The sequence below is a fragment of the Bacillus sp. T-10(2022) genome (assembly GCF_056502895.1).
In genome coordinates, this window is sequence record NZ_CP113518.1 from 2602197 (window position 1) to 2617636 (window position 15440).

General features: G+C 41.5%; 14 protein-coding genes. 12 read left to right on the forward strand and 2 right to left on the reverse strand.

Annotation, left to right across the window (positions count from 1 at the left end; genetic code table 11):
• Positions 1-13: 13 nt before the first annotated feature.
• Together OSJ91_RS12700 and OSJ91_RS12705 are read left to right on the forward strand one after the other, a co-directional pair.
• Entirely contained in the window at positions 14-736 is a 723-nt protein-coding gene (locus OSJ91_RS12700) for a GntR family transcriptional regulator (RefSeq protein ID WP_101221927.1), read from the forward strand.
• Positions 737-792: 56 nt separating this feature from the next.
• The gene (locus OSJ91_RS12705) at positions 793-2118 is read left to right on the forward strand and encodes a GntT/GntP/DsdX family permease (RefSeq protein ID WP_350302491.1); all 1326 of its coding nucleotides are present in this window, start codon (positions 793-795) and stop codon (positions 2116-2118) included.
• Positions 2119-2312: 194 nt separating this feature from the next.
• Here OSJ91_RS12705 and yppF read toward each other — a convergent pair whose 3' ends face one another.
• Positions 2313-2495: a YppF family protein gene (gene yppF, locus OSJ91_RS12710; RefSeq protein WP_214746539.1), complete on the reverse strand. Its 183-nt coding sequence runs from the start codon at positions 2493-2495 to the stop codon at positions 2313-2315.
• Positions 2496-2759: 264 nt separating this feature from the next.
• Positions 2760-4052 carry an MFS transporter gene (locus OSJ91_RS12715; protein ID WP_350302492.1) on the reverse strand — a complete coding sequence of 431 codons (1293 nt, stop codon included), beginning with the start codon at positions 4050-4052 and terminating at the stop codon, positions 2760-2762.
• Positions 4053-5206: 1154 nt separating this feature from the next.
• Here OSJ91_RS12715 and OSJ91_RS12720 point away from each other — a divergent pair.
• The 10 genes from OSJ91_RS12720 to OSJ91_RS12765 all read left to right on the forward strand — a co-directional run bounded on the left by OSJ91_RS12720 (position 5207) and on the right by OSJ91_RS12765 (position 15438).
• Positions 5207-6022 carry an IclR family transcriptional regulator gene (locus OSJ91_RS12720; protein WP_350302493.1) on the forward strand — a complete coding sequence of 272 codons (816 nt, stop codon included), beginning with the start codon at positions 5207-5209 and terminating at the stop codon, positions 6020-6022.
• A 270-nt stretch (positions 6023-6292) separates the two neighbouring features.
• Positions 6293-6826 carry a cupin domain-containing protein gene (locus tag OSJ91_RS12725; RefSeq protein WP_350302494.1) on the forward strand — a complete coding sequence of 178 codons (534 nt, stop codon included), beginning with the start codon at positions 6293-6295 and terminating at the stop codon, positions 6824-6826.
• Positions 6827-6945: 119 nt separating this feature from the next.
• Positions 6946-7884 carry a VOC family protein gene (locus tag OSJ91_RS12730; protein ID WP_485891733.1) on the forward strand — a complete coding sequence of 313 codons (939 nt, stop codon included), beginning with the start codon at positions 6946-6948 and terminating at the stop codon, positions 7882-7884.
• An 81-nt stretch (positions 7885-7965) separates the two neighbouring features.
• Positions 7966-8757: an SDR family oxidoreductase gene (locus tag OSJ91_RS12735; protein ID WP_101221933.1), complete on the forward strand. Its 792-nt coding sequence runs from the start codon at positions 7966-7968 to the stop codon at positions 8755-8757.
• A gap of 30 nt (positions 8758-8787) precedes the next feature.
• Positions 8788-10476 carry a thiamine pyrophosphate-binding protein gene (locus OSJ91_RS12740; RefSeq protein ID WP_485891734.1) on the forward strand — a complete coding sequence of 563 codons (1689 nt, stop codon included), beginning with the start codon at positions 8788-8790 and terminating at the stop codon, positions 10474-10476.
• 12 nt (positions 10477-10488) lie between these two features.
• Positions 10489-11934, forward strand: coding sequence for an aldehyde dehydrogenase family protein (locus OSJ91_RS12745; protein ID WP_485891735.1), 1446 nt, complete (start codon positions 10489-10491; stop codon positions 11932-11934).
• A gap of 16 nt (positions 11935-11950) precedes the next feature.
• Entirely contained in the window at positions 11951-12736 is a 786-nt protein-coding gene (nadX, locus tag OSJ91_RS12750) for an aspartate dehydrogenase (protein WP_413017380.1), read from the forward strand.
• A gap of 38 nt (positions 12737-12774) precedes the next feature.
• Positions 12775-14076, forward strand: a complete 1302-nt coding sequence (locus OSJ91_RS12755; RefSeq protein ID WP_350302499.1) for an aromatic ring-hydroxylating oxygenase subunit alpha — start codon at positions 12775-12777, stop codon at positions 14074-14076.
• Positions 14077-14097: 21 nt separating this feature from the next.
• Positions 14098-14607, forward strand: a complete 510-nt coding sequence (locus OSJ91_RS12760) for an aromatic-ring-hydroxylating dioxygenase subunit beta (RefSeq protein WP_076371322.1) — start codon at positions 14098-14100, stop codon at positions 14605-14607.
• A 42-nt stretch (positions 14608-14649) separates the two neighbouring features.
• The gene (locus OSJ91_RS12765) at positions 14650-15438 is read left to right on the forward strand and encodes an SDR family NAD(P)-dependent oxidoreductase (RefSeq protein ID WP_350302500.1); all 789 of its coding nucleotides are present in this window, start codon (positions 14650-14652) and stop codon (positions 15436-15438) included.
• Positions 15439-15440: the final 2 nt, after the last annotated feature.

Consider the following 15440-nt stretch of genomic DNA (forward strand, 5'->3'; position numbering starts at 1 on the left):
CAGGAGATTAGGAATGAATGTGAACAGAAAAAATGGACCGATGTATTTACAGATAAAAGAAATTTTAAAGGATCGTATTTTACATGGGGTTTATGCCATCGACACAAACATTCCCTCTGAGCCTCTTTTGGAAGAAGAATTTAACGTAAGTAAGGTAACTGTCCGAAATGCAATCAAAGAACTAGTTCAAGAAGGGTATGTTGAAAAGAAAAGCGGCAAAGGCACTAGAGTCATAGCTAATGGTTCGATTGTCAAACTTTCAAAAGGAAAGCGTTTCACAGAGCTGTTGGTGGAGGAAGGGCACTCCATTTTAAAAAAGGTGTTAAACATAAGTCATGTTGACCTTTCTTCAGACTCTAAGCTGCATTCTTTATTTGGTGACCATTGCTTAAGTATCGAACGGATATATTTATTGGACAATGAACCTTATATTTACTTTACACATTATGTTTCACTTGATTTAAACCAAGAAGAGATAGAAGAGGTCCAAATCAATTCTTTGTACCGCTTTTTGGAAGATCAAAACGTCAAACTTGAAATATTCAGAGATGAGTTTGCCGTTGCTATCGCTCCGGATCACATTTGCGAAACACTGAAAATCGAAAACAATAGTCCAGTACTAAAGAGGATTCGGATTTCCAGTGATGGGGACGGAAATGTTATGGAATACAGTGAAGGATATTACAACACGGCTAAACAGAACTACATTGTGACATATAACGAGCCGGTACAATAATCCCATTTATTGTATTGGTTTGATTGTAAGCGATTTCTTGGGAATGGGGAGAACATATGGATCTATATTTATTAGGAATCACGCTGATAGCAATCGTAATAGTTATTTTGGGGGTATCATGGTGGAAATGGCATGCATTCATTAGCTTGACTGTAGCCAGTTTATTTTTAGCGGTTTTTTCTGGACTGCCAATGGACAAGATTGTCGGAGCTTATGAAACGGGTGTCGGAGCTGTCCTAGGTCACCTTATTGGAATATTGGCCTTAGGGACCATCTTAGGAAAGATGATGTCCGACTCTGGAGCCGGGATGCAGGTTGCTGACTTTTTCATTAATAAATTCGGCGTGAAAAAACTGCCATGGGCCATGCTTTTATCTGGTTTCATCATCGGCATTCCCGTATTTTTCGAGGTTGGTTTAGTAATATTGCTGCCTTTGGTCATTTCCATTCGGAAATCTACCAAAGTGAACATCTTGTTAATTGGTATTCCAGTACTTGCTGGTTTATCGATCGTACATGGGCTGGTACCTCCGCATCCTGGAGCCATGACAGCCATTGGAATTTATAATGCTAACATGGGACAAGTACTTCTGTACTCATTGATCATCGCATTCCCGACTGCTGTAATTGCGGGACCTTTATTCGCAAGATGGATTCATAAACGGGTCATTCCTGTTGGAGAACCGGAATTGATCCGGGTGGAAACAAAGTCAAGTGGATTACCAGGCACTGGAGTTTCGTTCTTCATCATCCTTTTGCCGGTATTGTTGATGGTTTTAACGGTAGTGGCGCCTTATGTGCCGATACCGGGTGCCATTGAAAAATTCTTATTGTTTATCGGAAGTCCAGTGATCGCCCTATTAATCTCCTGTTTTGCAGCTTACTATTTCTTGGGCTACAGACAGGGTATGGACAAATCACTAATTAAAAAGTTGACGGAAGAATGCTTATTGCCATTAGCTTCCATAATTCTTATTATCGGTGCTGGCGGAGGATTCAAGCAAATTTTAATTGATAGTGGAGTAGGGACTGCAATCGCTTCCATGTCTGAAGAAATTTCTTTATCACCGATCGTTCTTGCATTTCTTGTGGCCGGACTGATTCGGATTGCCACAGGTTCTGCAACCGTCGCTTTGACTACGGCAGCAGGGATCGTTTCGCCGGTCGTTGCCAATATGACGGGTGTTAATCTTGAATTGCTCGTTATTGCCACGGGAGCAGGCTCACTTATGTTCTCCCATGTTAATGACGCCGGTTTCTGGTTAGTAAAAGAATACATGGGATTAACCGTTAAAGAAACTTTCAAAACTTGGACAGTCATGGAAACCTTACTATCCTTCGTGGCATTCGGTTTGGTTTTAATTTTCGATATATTCATTTAATTAAAGAAAATTTCTGCAATCCCTGATTAAGTAGCATTTACCTCCGTGAACTGTCTTGGGGTGACAGATCACGGAGGCTTTTATTTAGTTATAAAATGACCGGCTTTACTCTTAAAGATAGGTCGTTGCGGAAAAAACAGAAACTAAATTCATTCACAATTGGAAGTAGTATGGCTAGTGACAAGGGTGTAGTTTCATCCAGGAGACGTTTGTTTGGCTCCTCGAAGATATAAGTCCTGACAGAGACTTCTATATTGCAAGATTGACAGCTTCCCGTTTACATATTCATTCTGAATATAATCCAATAATTCATTGGCATGGTTAGGCTTTTGACGTTTTTCCTGAATATAATGGAGAATTAAAACTTCTATATTCACACACTCACCTTACTTGACAAGTATTTTTTTCCATTAACAATATAACATGGGCATTCAAAAAAATATCATTTTTTGAATATTTTAACTATCGACATATTTATACAAATAAAGGAGTGATTCGGAGTAAGCGGTGGAAAATTTTATCGGGAAATGCAAAAATAACGGTATTGTACCGACTTGCTGTTAAGTCGGCACAAAAAAACCCTTGATAATTCAAGGGTTTTTTTTGTTGATTTAGGTGATAAAACTGATTTTGCAACGACTTCATGCTTGTATCTTTTGTACAGTTAATGGTGATAAGCGCAGTTCTGCGGATTCTCTCTTAATGGAGAATAAATAAGCTGCCAAACCTAAGATGGCTGTAAAAATCAGCATGGCGATCGATGAACTGAAGTCCCCGCCAGACAAGTCACGAAGCCATCCCATGATATAGCTCGAAAAGCCGCCCATGATATTCGTGAATCCAATTAGACCAGCGGCTCGTCCTGCAGTTTCAGGTGTTGAGTATTTTACCATGAGCATATTACTTAGATGGAACACACCGCCTTGACATCCCATTGCCAGTCCCATACATAGTCCTGCCAAAATAGGATTGGGGATGAAGACAGCTACAGTCAAAAAGACAGCCGTCAATGAAAATAGAATCGTGGCCATCAAACTTGGACGTCTGGTTTTGTCAGCCAGAAAACCGCATGCCAAGACAAATCCTAAAGCGAATAGCCAGGAAAGTGAAGTAATGCTCGACATTCCTTCCTTTTCGAACCCTTTTGCCTCAATGAGGTAGGTAGGAAGCCAAATGCTGATTCCGAAAAATAAAAAGGAGCATACGAGCATGCCGAACCAAACAATCCAGAAACGATAATCTTGGGCGAAACTCTTCTTGTTCTCGGAGGAGGTGGTTTCTTTCATTTCATCATCCGTTTGGCGAATGAAAGCCAATTCTTCCTTACTTATCCGGGGGTGCTCTTCTGGTGTATTCCTCGTCATGAAGATGAACATCGGGATATTTATAAATAAGTTGAAAGCTGCAAGCATAAAGAAAGCTGCTTGCCAGTGGAGTAAAGATATCACGAGCACCAAGAAAATGGCTCCCATTGCCGGTCCTAAATAGTTTCCGGTAAGCCAAGATGCCTGGGCCCTTCCCAATTCGCGTTTATTAAACCAGTTAGAAATGAATTTTCCGGAAACCGGAATCATCATCCCCTCACCAAAACCAAGAATGATCCTGCTTATTAAAAACATTTCATATGAATTTGCCAGGCCTGACGTGATCATCGTGAGTGTCCAAATGAATAAACCGCCGATGGCTGTTTTACGGGCACCTAATTTATCAATAATGAAGCCCCAAAAAAGATTTGAAACTCCATAAGCAATGGTGAATACAAATGATAGAAGACCGATCTTTGCATTTTTGTCATCACCAGTCATACCGAGTGCATGCAAGAATTCCGGATCTGTTTGAATGATGGAAATGCCAACTTTATCAATTTGTCCGAAAAACCAAAAGAAAAAAATTGGAACGGCAATATACAACCATCTTTTTTGCCCATTTAACATAATACCATCTCCTTATCGCTTTTTAGCATTCCTTAAAACACTTACATGTGAGAATAAGTGTTTTACGGTTATCCCTTTAGAAAGGTACTAGTTTTGATTTTCCCGCCTTTCTTTATAATTTTGATAGATAAAAAGGAACAGAAGTGTTTTGTAAGGAAAACAAAGTTTTACTTTCTTAACGATAAATTAAAATAATTTGATTGTCAATTTAATATTTAGATAATTTTCTATTTTTAGAATAAATAATCTTATAAGCGCTTTCAGTTAAAAAATGAACTCTGTTTCATCCTATTGAGAGGTGGATCTCTATTAAGCCAGGACTTATAATGGATGTAAATCTAATTCTTTGTGTCAAAAAAACAAATTATTATCAAATTATTAATAATTCTGACTTGTTGATATTGAATTTGAAATCAGGAAAATCTATAATTCATTTATATTGTTTTGTATATGAAATACTTAATATTGGAAAATTCCGTGATTTGGCAGAGAATATCGACGTATTAAAATGCTTCATTTGTTTTTACTTGTGTAATTGGTTATATTTGGTTATAAAACAACAAGCTTTTCTATTGATAAGTCAATTAAGCTAGGCCTTCCAAATAGTTTTATATATGTAAATATGCTTTAATTGACACATATACACTATTCTATTTATACATGAAGAGTAAAGGATTGTGAGGTAGAAATGGTTGCCAATTTGCAGTACTGCCCGATTCATTATCAGGAATAGGGATAAGGAATAGCGCTTGAAGACACCAGCTTGGTTATCGCTCTAGGCTTTTACTAGCCGTTTTCCGGAAGCTGTGAAAGCGTTGATTATATCTGATGTGACTCGTGGGCCAGCTGTTGTTAGCATGAAAGAAAGTAAACGGAAACTTCTGAATTGATTACAATCCATCGAAATTTGGTCGGATGAACTTGTAAAGCAGAGGGCAGTGCGCAGCTACTGGCGCAAAAAGTTCCTGTCTAGTTAAGGAAGCAAAAGAAAGCAGGCAACCATTGAAGTATGCATCAAAAACATTCACCAAATGAACAATCAGAAAAAAATGTACATATTCAGCAAGTTCTTCTTTCTAGGTATGAAGAAAGCTTTTCTGAATGGTTATAGTCAGGAGAAAATGAGATTTATTCACAACGGGGGGAATACTCGAATGGCAAGCGAAGAAAAAGAGAAAGAGAAATATAGTGCTAATTCATTGGTTAGAGGGTTGGAAATCATTAAGCTCTTTAATGAAGTACAGCCGAGCTTGTCTCTTTCAGAAATAGCAAAACAACTGGGAGTAAGCAGAACAGTACCATATCGTTTATTATTCACATTACAAAATATTGGTTACTTGTCTCAGGATGAACATACCAAACGTTATAGTTTAACGCCAAAGGTTCTTGAATTGGGATTCAGCTATTTGAATAGCTTGAAATTCCAGGAAATTGTCCAGCCTTATATGGAGACCTTACGTGATGAAATCGGAGCCTCCTGTCATCTGTCCATTTTAGATGGACAGGAAGTTGTTTATGTTGGAAGTGCCCCGATCAGAGGTGTATCAGCTGTCAATGTGAACATAGGTTTGCGGCTGCCGGCACATGCTTTGGCCAATGGAAAATTACTTTTGGCATATCAACCGAAAGAAATGCTAATGCAAATGTTCAAAATCTCAAACCTGACTCCTTATACAGACAGAACACTCACCGCGCCTGGTGAATTTCAAAAACAGCTGGAATCGATTCGGCAAAATGGTTATTCGATGACAAGCGGGGAATTTCACCCTGGCATCCGTTCCGTTGCAGCCCCGATTTTTGACAGGACTGGGAAAGTGTTGGCTGCCTTGAATGTCGTGGCAACAGAGTCTGCTTACCAGGAGGATTTCATCGATAAAATTGCCTTGCCGAAACTGTTGGAAGTTTCTCGGCAGTTATCCGTTTATATGGGATATAGCGGGGTTAAGCCTTATCAACACGAAGATGTCTGAACAATTTAAATCTATTGATAAATGAATAACCTCTTTCGAAAGTGTGGATCTCCCAATAGGGAATCCACACTTTTTGTGTTAAGAAAAGCAAATCGTTACAAGTTTATCCCATAATGGAGAGCGTTCGGATTATAAAAATAGTTTTAAATATTCTAAAAATTCGTTGACAATGAAGCGTTTTCATTTTAGACTTAATTCATAGACAAAACAATGTTTTGCTTATGAAACATAACTCGGTTAAGAAACAACAAATAAGGGAGGAATTTTAAAATGACAAAAGAAACTTTCTCAGTGAAGGATTTTGAAAAAAAATATGTTGCCCGATTGAAAGACCGTACTCTTGATTGGAATGTCTTGAAGTTCCAAGAAGAAATTGATCCTGCTTATAGACGCGCACAGATGAGATATATCGGACGTGGTGCGACTGCCAATAACGATACGAATGTAATTGCAGGTGTACATTTCACTTTAAGTACTATGGTGCTTCCTCCGGGATGTATCGGTCCTTTGCACCTTCACGACGATGTTGAAGAAGTGTTTTTCATTCTTGAGGGTGAAGTCACGGCATTAATTCAAGAGGATAGCTACAGTGAAGTGCATGAAATTAAATTAAGTGCGAGAGATTGCATCAGCAGCCCACCAGGGGTTTATCGGGGAATTAGGAATGACGGTGATGTGGAAGCGCGCATGCTCGTGATGCTAGGGGCAGTAAAACCTAACTTGCCGACTTATCCTGAAGGCAGTGACCTCGAAGAACTGCGTAAACAACGCGCTAAAGAAAGAGAAGCCATCATTAAAGAGTGATCATTTAGCCGAAAGGGCACCTGCATTATGAAAATTAATGAGGCGCCCTTTTCGATTAGATTGTTAAATATGGCCAATTCAATTTATTTAAAGTCATTAAATTATGGGAGGTATAAAAAATGCTTGGGATTACTCATTTACGACATATAAGCATGATAACTCCGAATTTCGACGATCAAGCAGAGTTTTATGAAAAGGTTTGGGGACTTGATAGAGTGGATGTTCCGGAAGAGGAGAATACGGTTTATTTCCGCGGGGCTGGACCGGAACATCATATTTTAAGCCTTCACAAGGGAGAAAAACGTGGTTTGCATCATATAGCTTTTGGCATGGTCGATAAAAATGCGGTGGACCGTGCAGCAGGAATATTACAATCGAAGGGCGTTCGAATTATTGAACCACCTAGATATTTGGATGAAGCAGGTGCCGGTTATGGCCTCCGGTTAATTGATCCGGAAAACCGCGTGATCGAGCTTTCGGCTTGGGTGGAAGTGCAAACGTCTATTTGGAGCAAGAAAAATGTTGACCCAGTGAAATTGAATCATGTTGTAATGAACACGAAGAACTTAGATATGATCGTTGAGTTTTATACGGATGTACTTGGTTTTAAAGTCACTGATTGGAGTGAGCACCAAATGTCATTCCTGCGATGCAACAGGAAACATCACTCCATTGCCTTCAATCAAGATGAGCATGCGTCAGTCAATCATATCGCATACGAGGTCGATTCCGTGGATGAACTGATGCGAGGAATAAGCAATGTGCGAAAAGCGGGCTTTTCAGAACTTTGGGGACCTGGACGTCATGGGCCTGGAGACAATATTTTCTGTTATTTTCAAGACCCAGGCGGTTTTGTTATGGAGTATACATGTTATCTGGAAACGATCGAAGATGAATCTGAGTGGAGAGCACGAGTATGGAAACGGGTCCCGCATTTAATGGACCAGTGGGGAATTGCAGGGCCGCCGAAACCTGAAGCCCGCAAAGCAATGGGAGGCGATCCCGATGCAGGCTGGGTTGATTCTCATATAGATGGTTCTGTCATGGCGGAAAAATGAGGAGGATTTTGATGTCCTCCCATTATTCTTGCGCGTAGTTACAGCGTTTGAGGAAAATGGCTTTGAAAAGGAGTGAAGAGAGTGGATTTAGGATTGCAAGGAAAAGTGGCTGTCATTATGGGCGGCACGTCGGGCGTGGGATTAAAAACAGCAGAAATGTTTTTAGCTGAAGGAGCGAAAGTGGCTATATGCGGCAGAAGTGCAGAGCGTATGGAAAGTGCACAAAGTCAATTGCTCTCATTTGGTGAAAAGGCAGATATTTTTGCATCAACATGTGATGTCACCTCAAAATCGGATGTGGATTCTTTCATTAATGGTACCGCTGAGAGGTTTGGCGGAATCGATATATTGGTGAATGCAGCCGGACAAAGCGTGATGGGTCACTTTTTTGACATAACGGATGAGCAGTGGGAAGAACAGATTCAGTTAAAATTCTTTGCCATCATATATGCCGTTCGTGCTTCGCATCCTCATTTAGTGAAAAGGGGAGGAGGGCGGATTATTAATATTAATGCAACCCTCGCTAAAGAACCTGAACGTCATATGGTAGCGACTGCAGCAGCAAGGGCTGGCCTCCTTAATTTAAGCAAAACCTTATCCCAGGAATTGGCTTTTGACAATATATTGGTAAACTCAGTCAGTCTTGGATTGATCCGGACCGATCAATGGGAGCGAAGAAGATTGAAGAATGCTCCTGATATGGACCCTGAAGAATATTACGGAGACCTTGCGAAAAAACGGAATATCCCTCTCGGCCGCGTAGGGGAAGCGGAAGAAGTTGCCAGTGTCATTGTTTTCCTTGCTTCAGACAAAGCAAGTTATGTAGCAGGTTCGACGATTGAGACGGCAGGAGCGATCGGAAAGGCACTTTAAATATATTACTGAAAAAGGTAGGATAACGCGATGAAAATACAAGAAGAAATAGAGTTTACGACCGCCGATTCCATCGTAAAGGAGCTTGTTCAAGCAGGAGTTGAAACTGCTTTCGGGATTGTCAGTATACACAATATGCCCATCTATGATGCAATTCTTAGAGAAGGGAGCATCAAACTCATTTGTTCACGCGGTGAGAGCGGTGCCGTCAACATGGCTGATGGCTATGCCCGTGCCACTGGGAAATTGGGTGTAGTGATTACCAGTACTGGAACAGGGGCAGGAAATGCTGCTGGTTCCCTGGTGGAAGCATGGGCAGCTGGCGTCCCCCTTCTTCATCTTACCGGTGAGGTGGCTTCTTCTTATCTTGGTACAGGCAAAGGATACATACATGAGTGTAAAGACCAGCTATCAATGATGAGCGGAGCATGTAAAAATGCAGTGAGGCTTAGAAATCCTGAGCAATGTGCCGCGGTTGTAAGGAAGGCGATCGAAGAAGCGTTAACTGCACCAACGGGTCCGGTTACATTGGAAATTCCCATTGACTATCAATCGGCGATCATAGAAGATCTTTCACTGGAAGAGCTACGAGCTTCAACATCTGAAACAAATCCATTGCCATTCATTCCTGAACAAGCTGTGCAAAAAATGGTGGGGGCACGCCGTCCTGTCATATGGGCCGGTGGCGGAGTCATCGGTGCCAATGCTTCGCAAGAGCTGCAAAAATTAGCGGAAATCCTTGGTGCAGCGGTTATAACCAGTCAGTCAGGAAAAGGTTCAATTCCAGAAAACCATGAACAATGCATCGGACATTTTGCGGCATATGAAACAACAAAAGGGTTTTTAAGAAATGCAGATTTATTGATTAGCGTAGGTGTAAGGTTTAGGGGCAATGAAACATCCAACTGGAAAGTGCCGGTGCCACAAGAACATATAGCGATCGATGCTGATTGGCAGGCCATTAACCGGAACTATAAAGCAACTATAGGTTTGGTTGGCGATGCAAAAGATATGTTAGCTGCCATCATTCAAAAGCTCGAAGAACATTCAGTTCATGCGGAGCCTTCTTATTTAGAAGAAGTTCTGTCGCTTAGAAACGAAGTGCGCGCCCAACTCAGGGAAACGCTTGGACCTTATGAGCAATTTGTAGATGGCATGAGGGAGATATTACCAGATGATACCATTTTAGTTCGTGATGTAACCGTACAGGCAAACGTTTGGGGCAGCCGTTTATTTGAAATCTATGAACCGAGGACATCGATTCATGCATCAGGCGGCGGAATCGGTCAAGGTCTTCCAACAGCAATCGGTGCCCAAATGGGGTGTCAAGATAAAACCGTCGTTCTGATGGCTGGAGACGGAGGGTTTATGGTGAATGTCGGGGAAATGGTCACGGCAGCCGAAGAAAACTTACCAGTTATCATCGTATTGTTCGATGACTCAGGCTATGGGGTTCTTCGCAACATTCAAACAGCCGCATATGGTCGGCAGGTAGCCGTGGATTTATTGAGTCCTGATTTTGTGAAATTGGCTGAGTCCATGCATTTTGATGCAGTGCGTATTGGTTCTGGAGATGAATTCATATCCGAACTGAAAAAGGCAAAGGAAAGACGTAAACCTTCAATGATCGTTGTTGATATGGAAGCTGTGGGGCCAATGGCCAAGCCATTTGGCGGACCGCCAGGAGCTGCGGAAGCATTTAAGCCCAAAAAATTATAAGGAGGATTGAGAATGATTTCGACATACCCATTTGTTTCAGGAAAATATCTAGTTAATGGAGAATGGATAGAATTACCGGAAAAAGTCGATGTAATAAATCCGGCAAATACATCCGAAGTAGTTGGCCAGGTGGCAAAATGCTCTGAAGAAATCGTGAATGACGCGATTGAAGCGGCAGAAAATGCTTTTGAAACGTGGTCACGCTCTGATATCGGGGAACGGGCTAACCGGATGAACACTGCGGCAGAAGAACTATCAAAGGTTATCGAGGAAAATGTTACAGTGTTTGTACGTGAAAATGGCAAAACACTTGTTGAAGCAAAAAAGGATTTACTGCGCTGTGTTGAAGTCATGAAGGGCTGTGCAGCAGAGTTACTTGATTGGTGGAAGCCTGAAGTGCTCCCAGGTAATCAAAAAGTCCAAATCCGAAGAAGGGCAAGAGGTGTCACGGCCATCATCACACCTTGGAATTCTCCGATGATATTAACATTTAAAAGGGTCATTCCTGCTGTTTTGGCAGGCAATGCCGTTGTCGTAAAACCTGCAACTAATTGTCCTTTAACGATTATGACCTGTTTAAAAGTAGTTGCCGAACAATTTCCTCCAGGAGTCATCAATATAGTCTCAGGATCAGGAAAAGCAATCGGCGATACACTATGTTCTGATTCACGCGTACGGACATTGGCGTTTGTCGGAAGTACGGAAACCGGAAAAGATATCATGCAGAAATCAGCTGGAAATCTGCAAAAAGTATATATGGAACTTGGCGGCAATGATCCTGCCATCATCTTGGAAGATGCCAAAATGGATGAAGCGGCTATCAAACGTTTGAGGATGGGGATTTTACGAGCAGCGGGTCAGGTTTGTTCTGCTGTAAAAAGAGTGTATGTCCAAGAATCACGTTATGATGAGGTTGTGGAAAAGCTGACCAAAGAGTTTAGCCGGATGGTAATTGGTGATGGCATTCAGCCTGATGTAACTATGGGTCCATTGAATAATAAAGCACAATATGATTTTGTGAATGGCTTGATCGAACGTACCGCTAAGTCAGGAGGAAATATAATCACAACCGGCATTCAGCTGAATCCGGAAACTTGGGATAAAGGTTATTATATGCTTCCTTCCATTATTACTGGCGTCGATCAACAGAGCGAATTGGTTCGAGTGGAACAATTCGGACCGATCATTCCAATTTTACCTTTCAATGATATTGATGAAGCTGTAAAATTAGCGAATGATAGTGAGTTTGCGCTGCGTGCATCTGTTTGGACCGAAAATGAAGATATCGCTGTCGAAATGGCAGATCGCCTTGAAGCTGGTGCGGTTTTCCATAATAATCATACCGTTTTCAGCGACTTGGCTCTGGATTTCCCTGGCTTAAAAGAAAGTGGGGTTTCGCGGGAAACAAGACATTGCGGGTTGGAATTCTTTGCGGACTCATACGGGTTTGCTGATTGAGGAAGGATGAAACTACATGAAATTAGGTTTAATCGGGTGCGGTAATATCGGGAAATTTCTGCTACAGGCAATTAATAACGACGGACTTCTTCCAGGTGGGAAAATCGTTGCGATATATGCCCGCCGTGAAGAAGTCGCGGCACAGCTAGCAGAGGAATTCAGGACACAGTCATTTAGTGATGTCGACGAACTACTTAAATCCGATGTAGATATGGTTATAGAGGCAGCAACGATTGAAGCAGCTGAAGAGTATGCATTGAAAGTGCTTAAAAGCGGGAAGGATCTCTTGCTTAGCAGCATTGGCGTGATGGCGAATACTGCCTTTGAAGAACAATCAAATCAGATTTGCAAAATGAATAACGTGAATATTCTCCTTCCGTCTGGTGCGATTGGAGGTCTCGATGTACTTAAATCGGCAAAAGCGGTGAATGGCCTTGAATCTGTTTGCATCACCACAAGAAAACCGCCAAGCGCATTGCCCGGAGGGGCTTCAGTGACAGAAGAAACGGTATTATTTGAAGGATCTGCTGCAGAAGCAATCAAACAGTTTCCGAGAAACATTAATGTTGCGATTGTGCTGTCAATGGCTGGTCTTGGATCAGAAAAGACGAAAGTGAAAATCATTGCCGATCCAAATGTGTTAAAAAACAATCACCTGATAGAAGCTTCAGGTTCGTTCGGGAAACTGAAACTGGAAGTGGAAAATGATCCGATGCCTAATAATCCGAAAACGAGTTATCTAGCGGCATTAAGTGTTTTGGCGACTCTGCAAAATAAGGAAAAGAGCGTTCAAATCGGGTAATGCATTATGATGTAAAGCTTGGAAGGGAGAGAAAAAGTATGCTTAAAACTGAAAAATCCTTAGAAGAAATGTCGAAACAGCAAGTTGTTGACTATTTGAACGAAACGGTTAAACCAGAGGAAGGCGTTATACCTGCATACCTCCTTGGAGACCCAAAGGTTTATGATATAGAACATGAAAAAGTGTTTTTGAAAACATGGGTTTTTATCGGTCATGATTCTGAAGTACCCAACAAAGGAGACTTCATGACCCGTGAACTAGCTGGCTACTCGCTCATCATCACACGTGATGCTGAAGGGGAAATCAGGGCGTTTTATAATATGTGCACCCATCGCGGAATGAAACTATGCCGTGCAGATAAAGGGAACAAGTCATTATTTACGTGTCCCTACCATGGATTTAATTTTAAAAACACTGGAGAGCTCGTAGGGGTGCCATTACAAAAGGACATATATGGGGGCAACCTTGACCGGTCGGAATTGGGCCTTCACAAAGTGAAGCTTGAATCCTATAAAGGTCTTTTATTTGGAACTTGGAATGAAGATGCAGAGCCACTTGAAGAGTTTCTTGGAGACATTAAATGGTATTTGGATATCCTTGTAGGACGTGCAGAAATGGAAGTTATCGGTGTCCCGCAAAGATTCATTGTTAAATCCAACTGGAAAGTTGGTTCCGATAACTTTGTTGGTGATTCCTATCACACGATGGTCACACACGGTTCCATTGCAAAACTGGGCATGGTGCCCAATGCTACCTATTCAAAGCGTGGTTTTCAAATCCATATGGATAACGGGCATGGACTGAACTTAGGGACACCTAACCCTGACTTCGCTTTCCCGGAAGAATTGAAAGATGAATTTAAAACTAATTTGTCTGAAGAACAATATGAAGTGTTATCAAACTTAAAGAATATGATTGGAAACGTTTTCCCCAACTTATCATTTTTAATATCCCATACAAAAATCAAAGACCAGTTCATCTCCAACACTTCTATTAGAATGTGGCGGCCAATCGGTCACAATCAAATGGAAGTGATCGCTTGGATGCTCGTGGAAAAGAACGCCACTCAAGATTGGAAAGATAGATCAAGAGATTCATTTATCTTGACCTTTAGCCCATCCGGTATTTTCGAACAGGATGATACGGAAGTGTTTACGGATATTACTGAAGCAGCCCAAGGTCCAATGCCTTTCCTAAAGAATCTAACCTACAATTATACAATGGGCCTTCATCGAGAACCAGTTGATTTTATAGGACCTGGTGTTGCTTACGATGATAAATTCACGGAAGCGAGCCAAAGGAATTTTTACAAATACTGGCTTGAATTGATGACGAAATGATAAGCGGGAGGGGGAACGGAAATGAATGTGGAGAAAATGTTGCTCAAATGTGAATTTGAACAGTGGCTGTATGATGAAGCTCAATTACTCGATGATATTGAATTTGATGATTGGTTCGATTTAATGCACTCGAGCTTACGCTATCAAATGCCAGTACGTGTTAATAAAGAAGGGGTGGAACGCCCGGATTATTCAACGGAAATGTTTACATTTAATGATGATATTGAGCTGCTGAAACTGCGCGTGGATCGTTTGAAAACGGATTATGCTTGGGCGGAAATACCACCATCAAGAACACGGCGTTTTGTCTCTAATGTACGCGTTAAAGACTATGTTGAAGGTGAAAAGGCAGTCGTAAAGAGCTACCTGCTTATCTATCGAAGCCGCAGCACTGATATTCAGCATGATTTGATTTCGGGGGAACGAAATGATGAATTCATTTTCGAAGAAGGTAAATGGAAACTATCCAAACGGATATTCATTGTTGATCAATCAACGATAAATACCAGAAATCTTGCTATCTTCGTATAATATTGACCTGAATAAAAAGAGATAACAAGGAGGCTGGTTACAATGGCAATGGCGTTAAAGGATAAAGTAGTGTTGATTACTGGAGGCAATTCAGGTATCGGAGAGGCTGTCACAAGACGTTTTATACAAGAAGGGGCAAAAGTCAGCATCATCGGCCGCTCGATAGAAACGCTAAATAAAATGAAAGAGGAATTTGGTGAAGAAATCCTCATTAACCAAGGCGATGTAAGCAAATATGAAGACAATGAGAGGGCTGTTCAGGCCACTGTCAAGCAATTTGGAAAGCTGGATGTTTTCGTTGCCAATGCAGGAGTCTTTGATGGATTTGCAAAATTTGCCGACGTAACTCCCGATGCACTTTCAGAAGCATTTGATTTTCTGATCGATATTAACGTTAAAGGATCTTTTTTCGGTGCTAAAGCCGCTCTTAAAGAACTGCAAAAATCGAATGGCAATATTATTTTCACCGTATCAGGTGCTAGTTTCTATCCGGATGGCGGCGGGGTTTGGTACACAGCAAGCAAGCATGCCCAAATAGGGCTGATGCGCCAACTTGCCTTTGAACTTGCTCCTGACATAAGGGTGAATGCTGTAGCGCCTGGTGGCACTCTGACAGCATTATCGGTCATTCCTCCCCTACGTCCATTCGTTAAAATCGTGGATAATGAAACGAAGGCCAATAGCATTAAAAAAAGAAACCCTCTTCAGCTTGCACAGATGCCCGACGATCATGTAGCTGCTTATGTCCTGTTAGCATCGGACGCAGCGCGTGCAATTACCGGCGAAGTCATCTCCAGTGATGGAGGATTGTCAGTTCGCGGACTGGGTTGAGT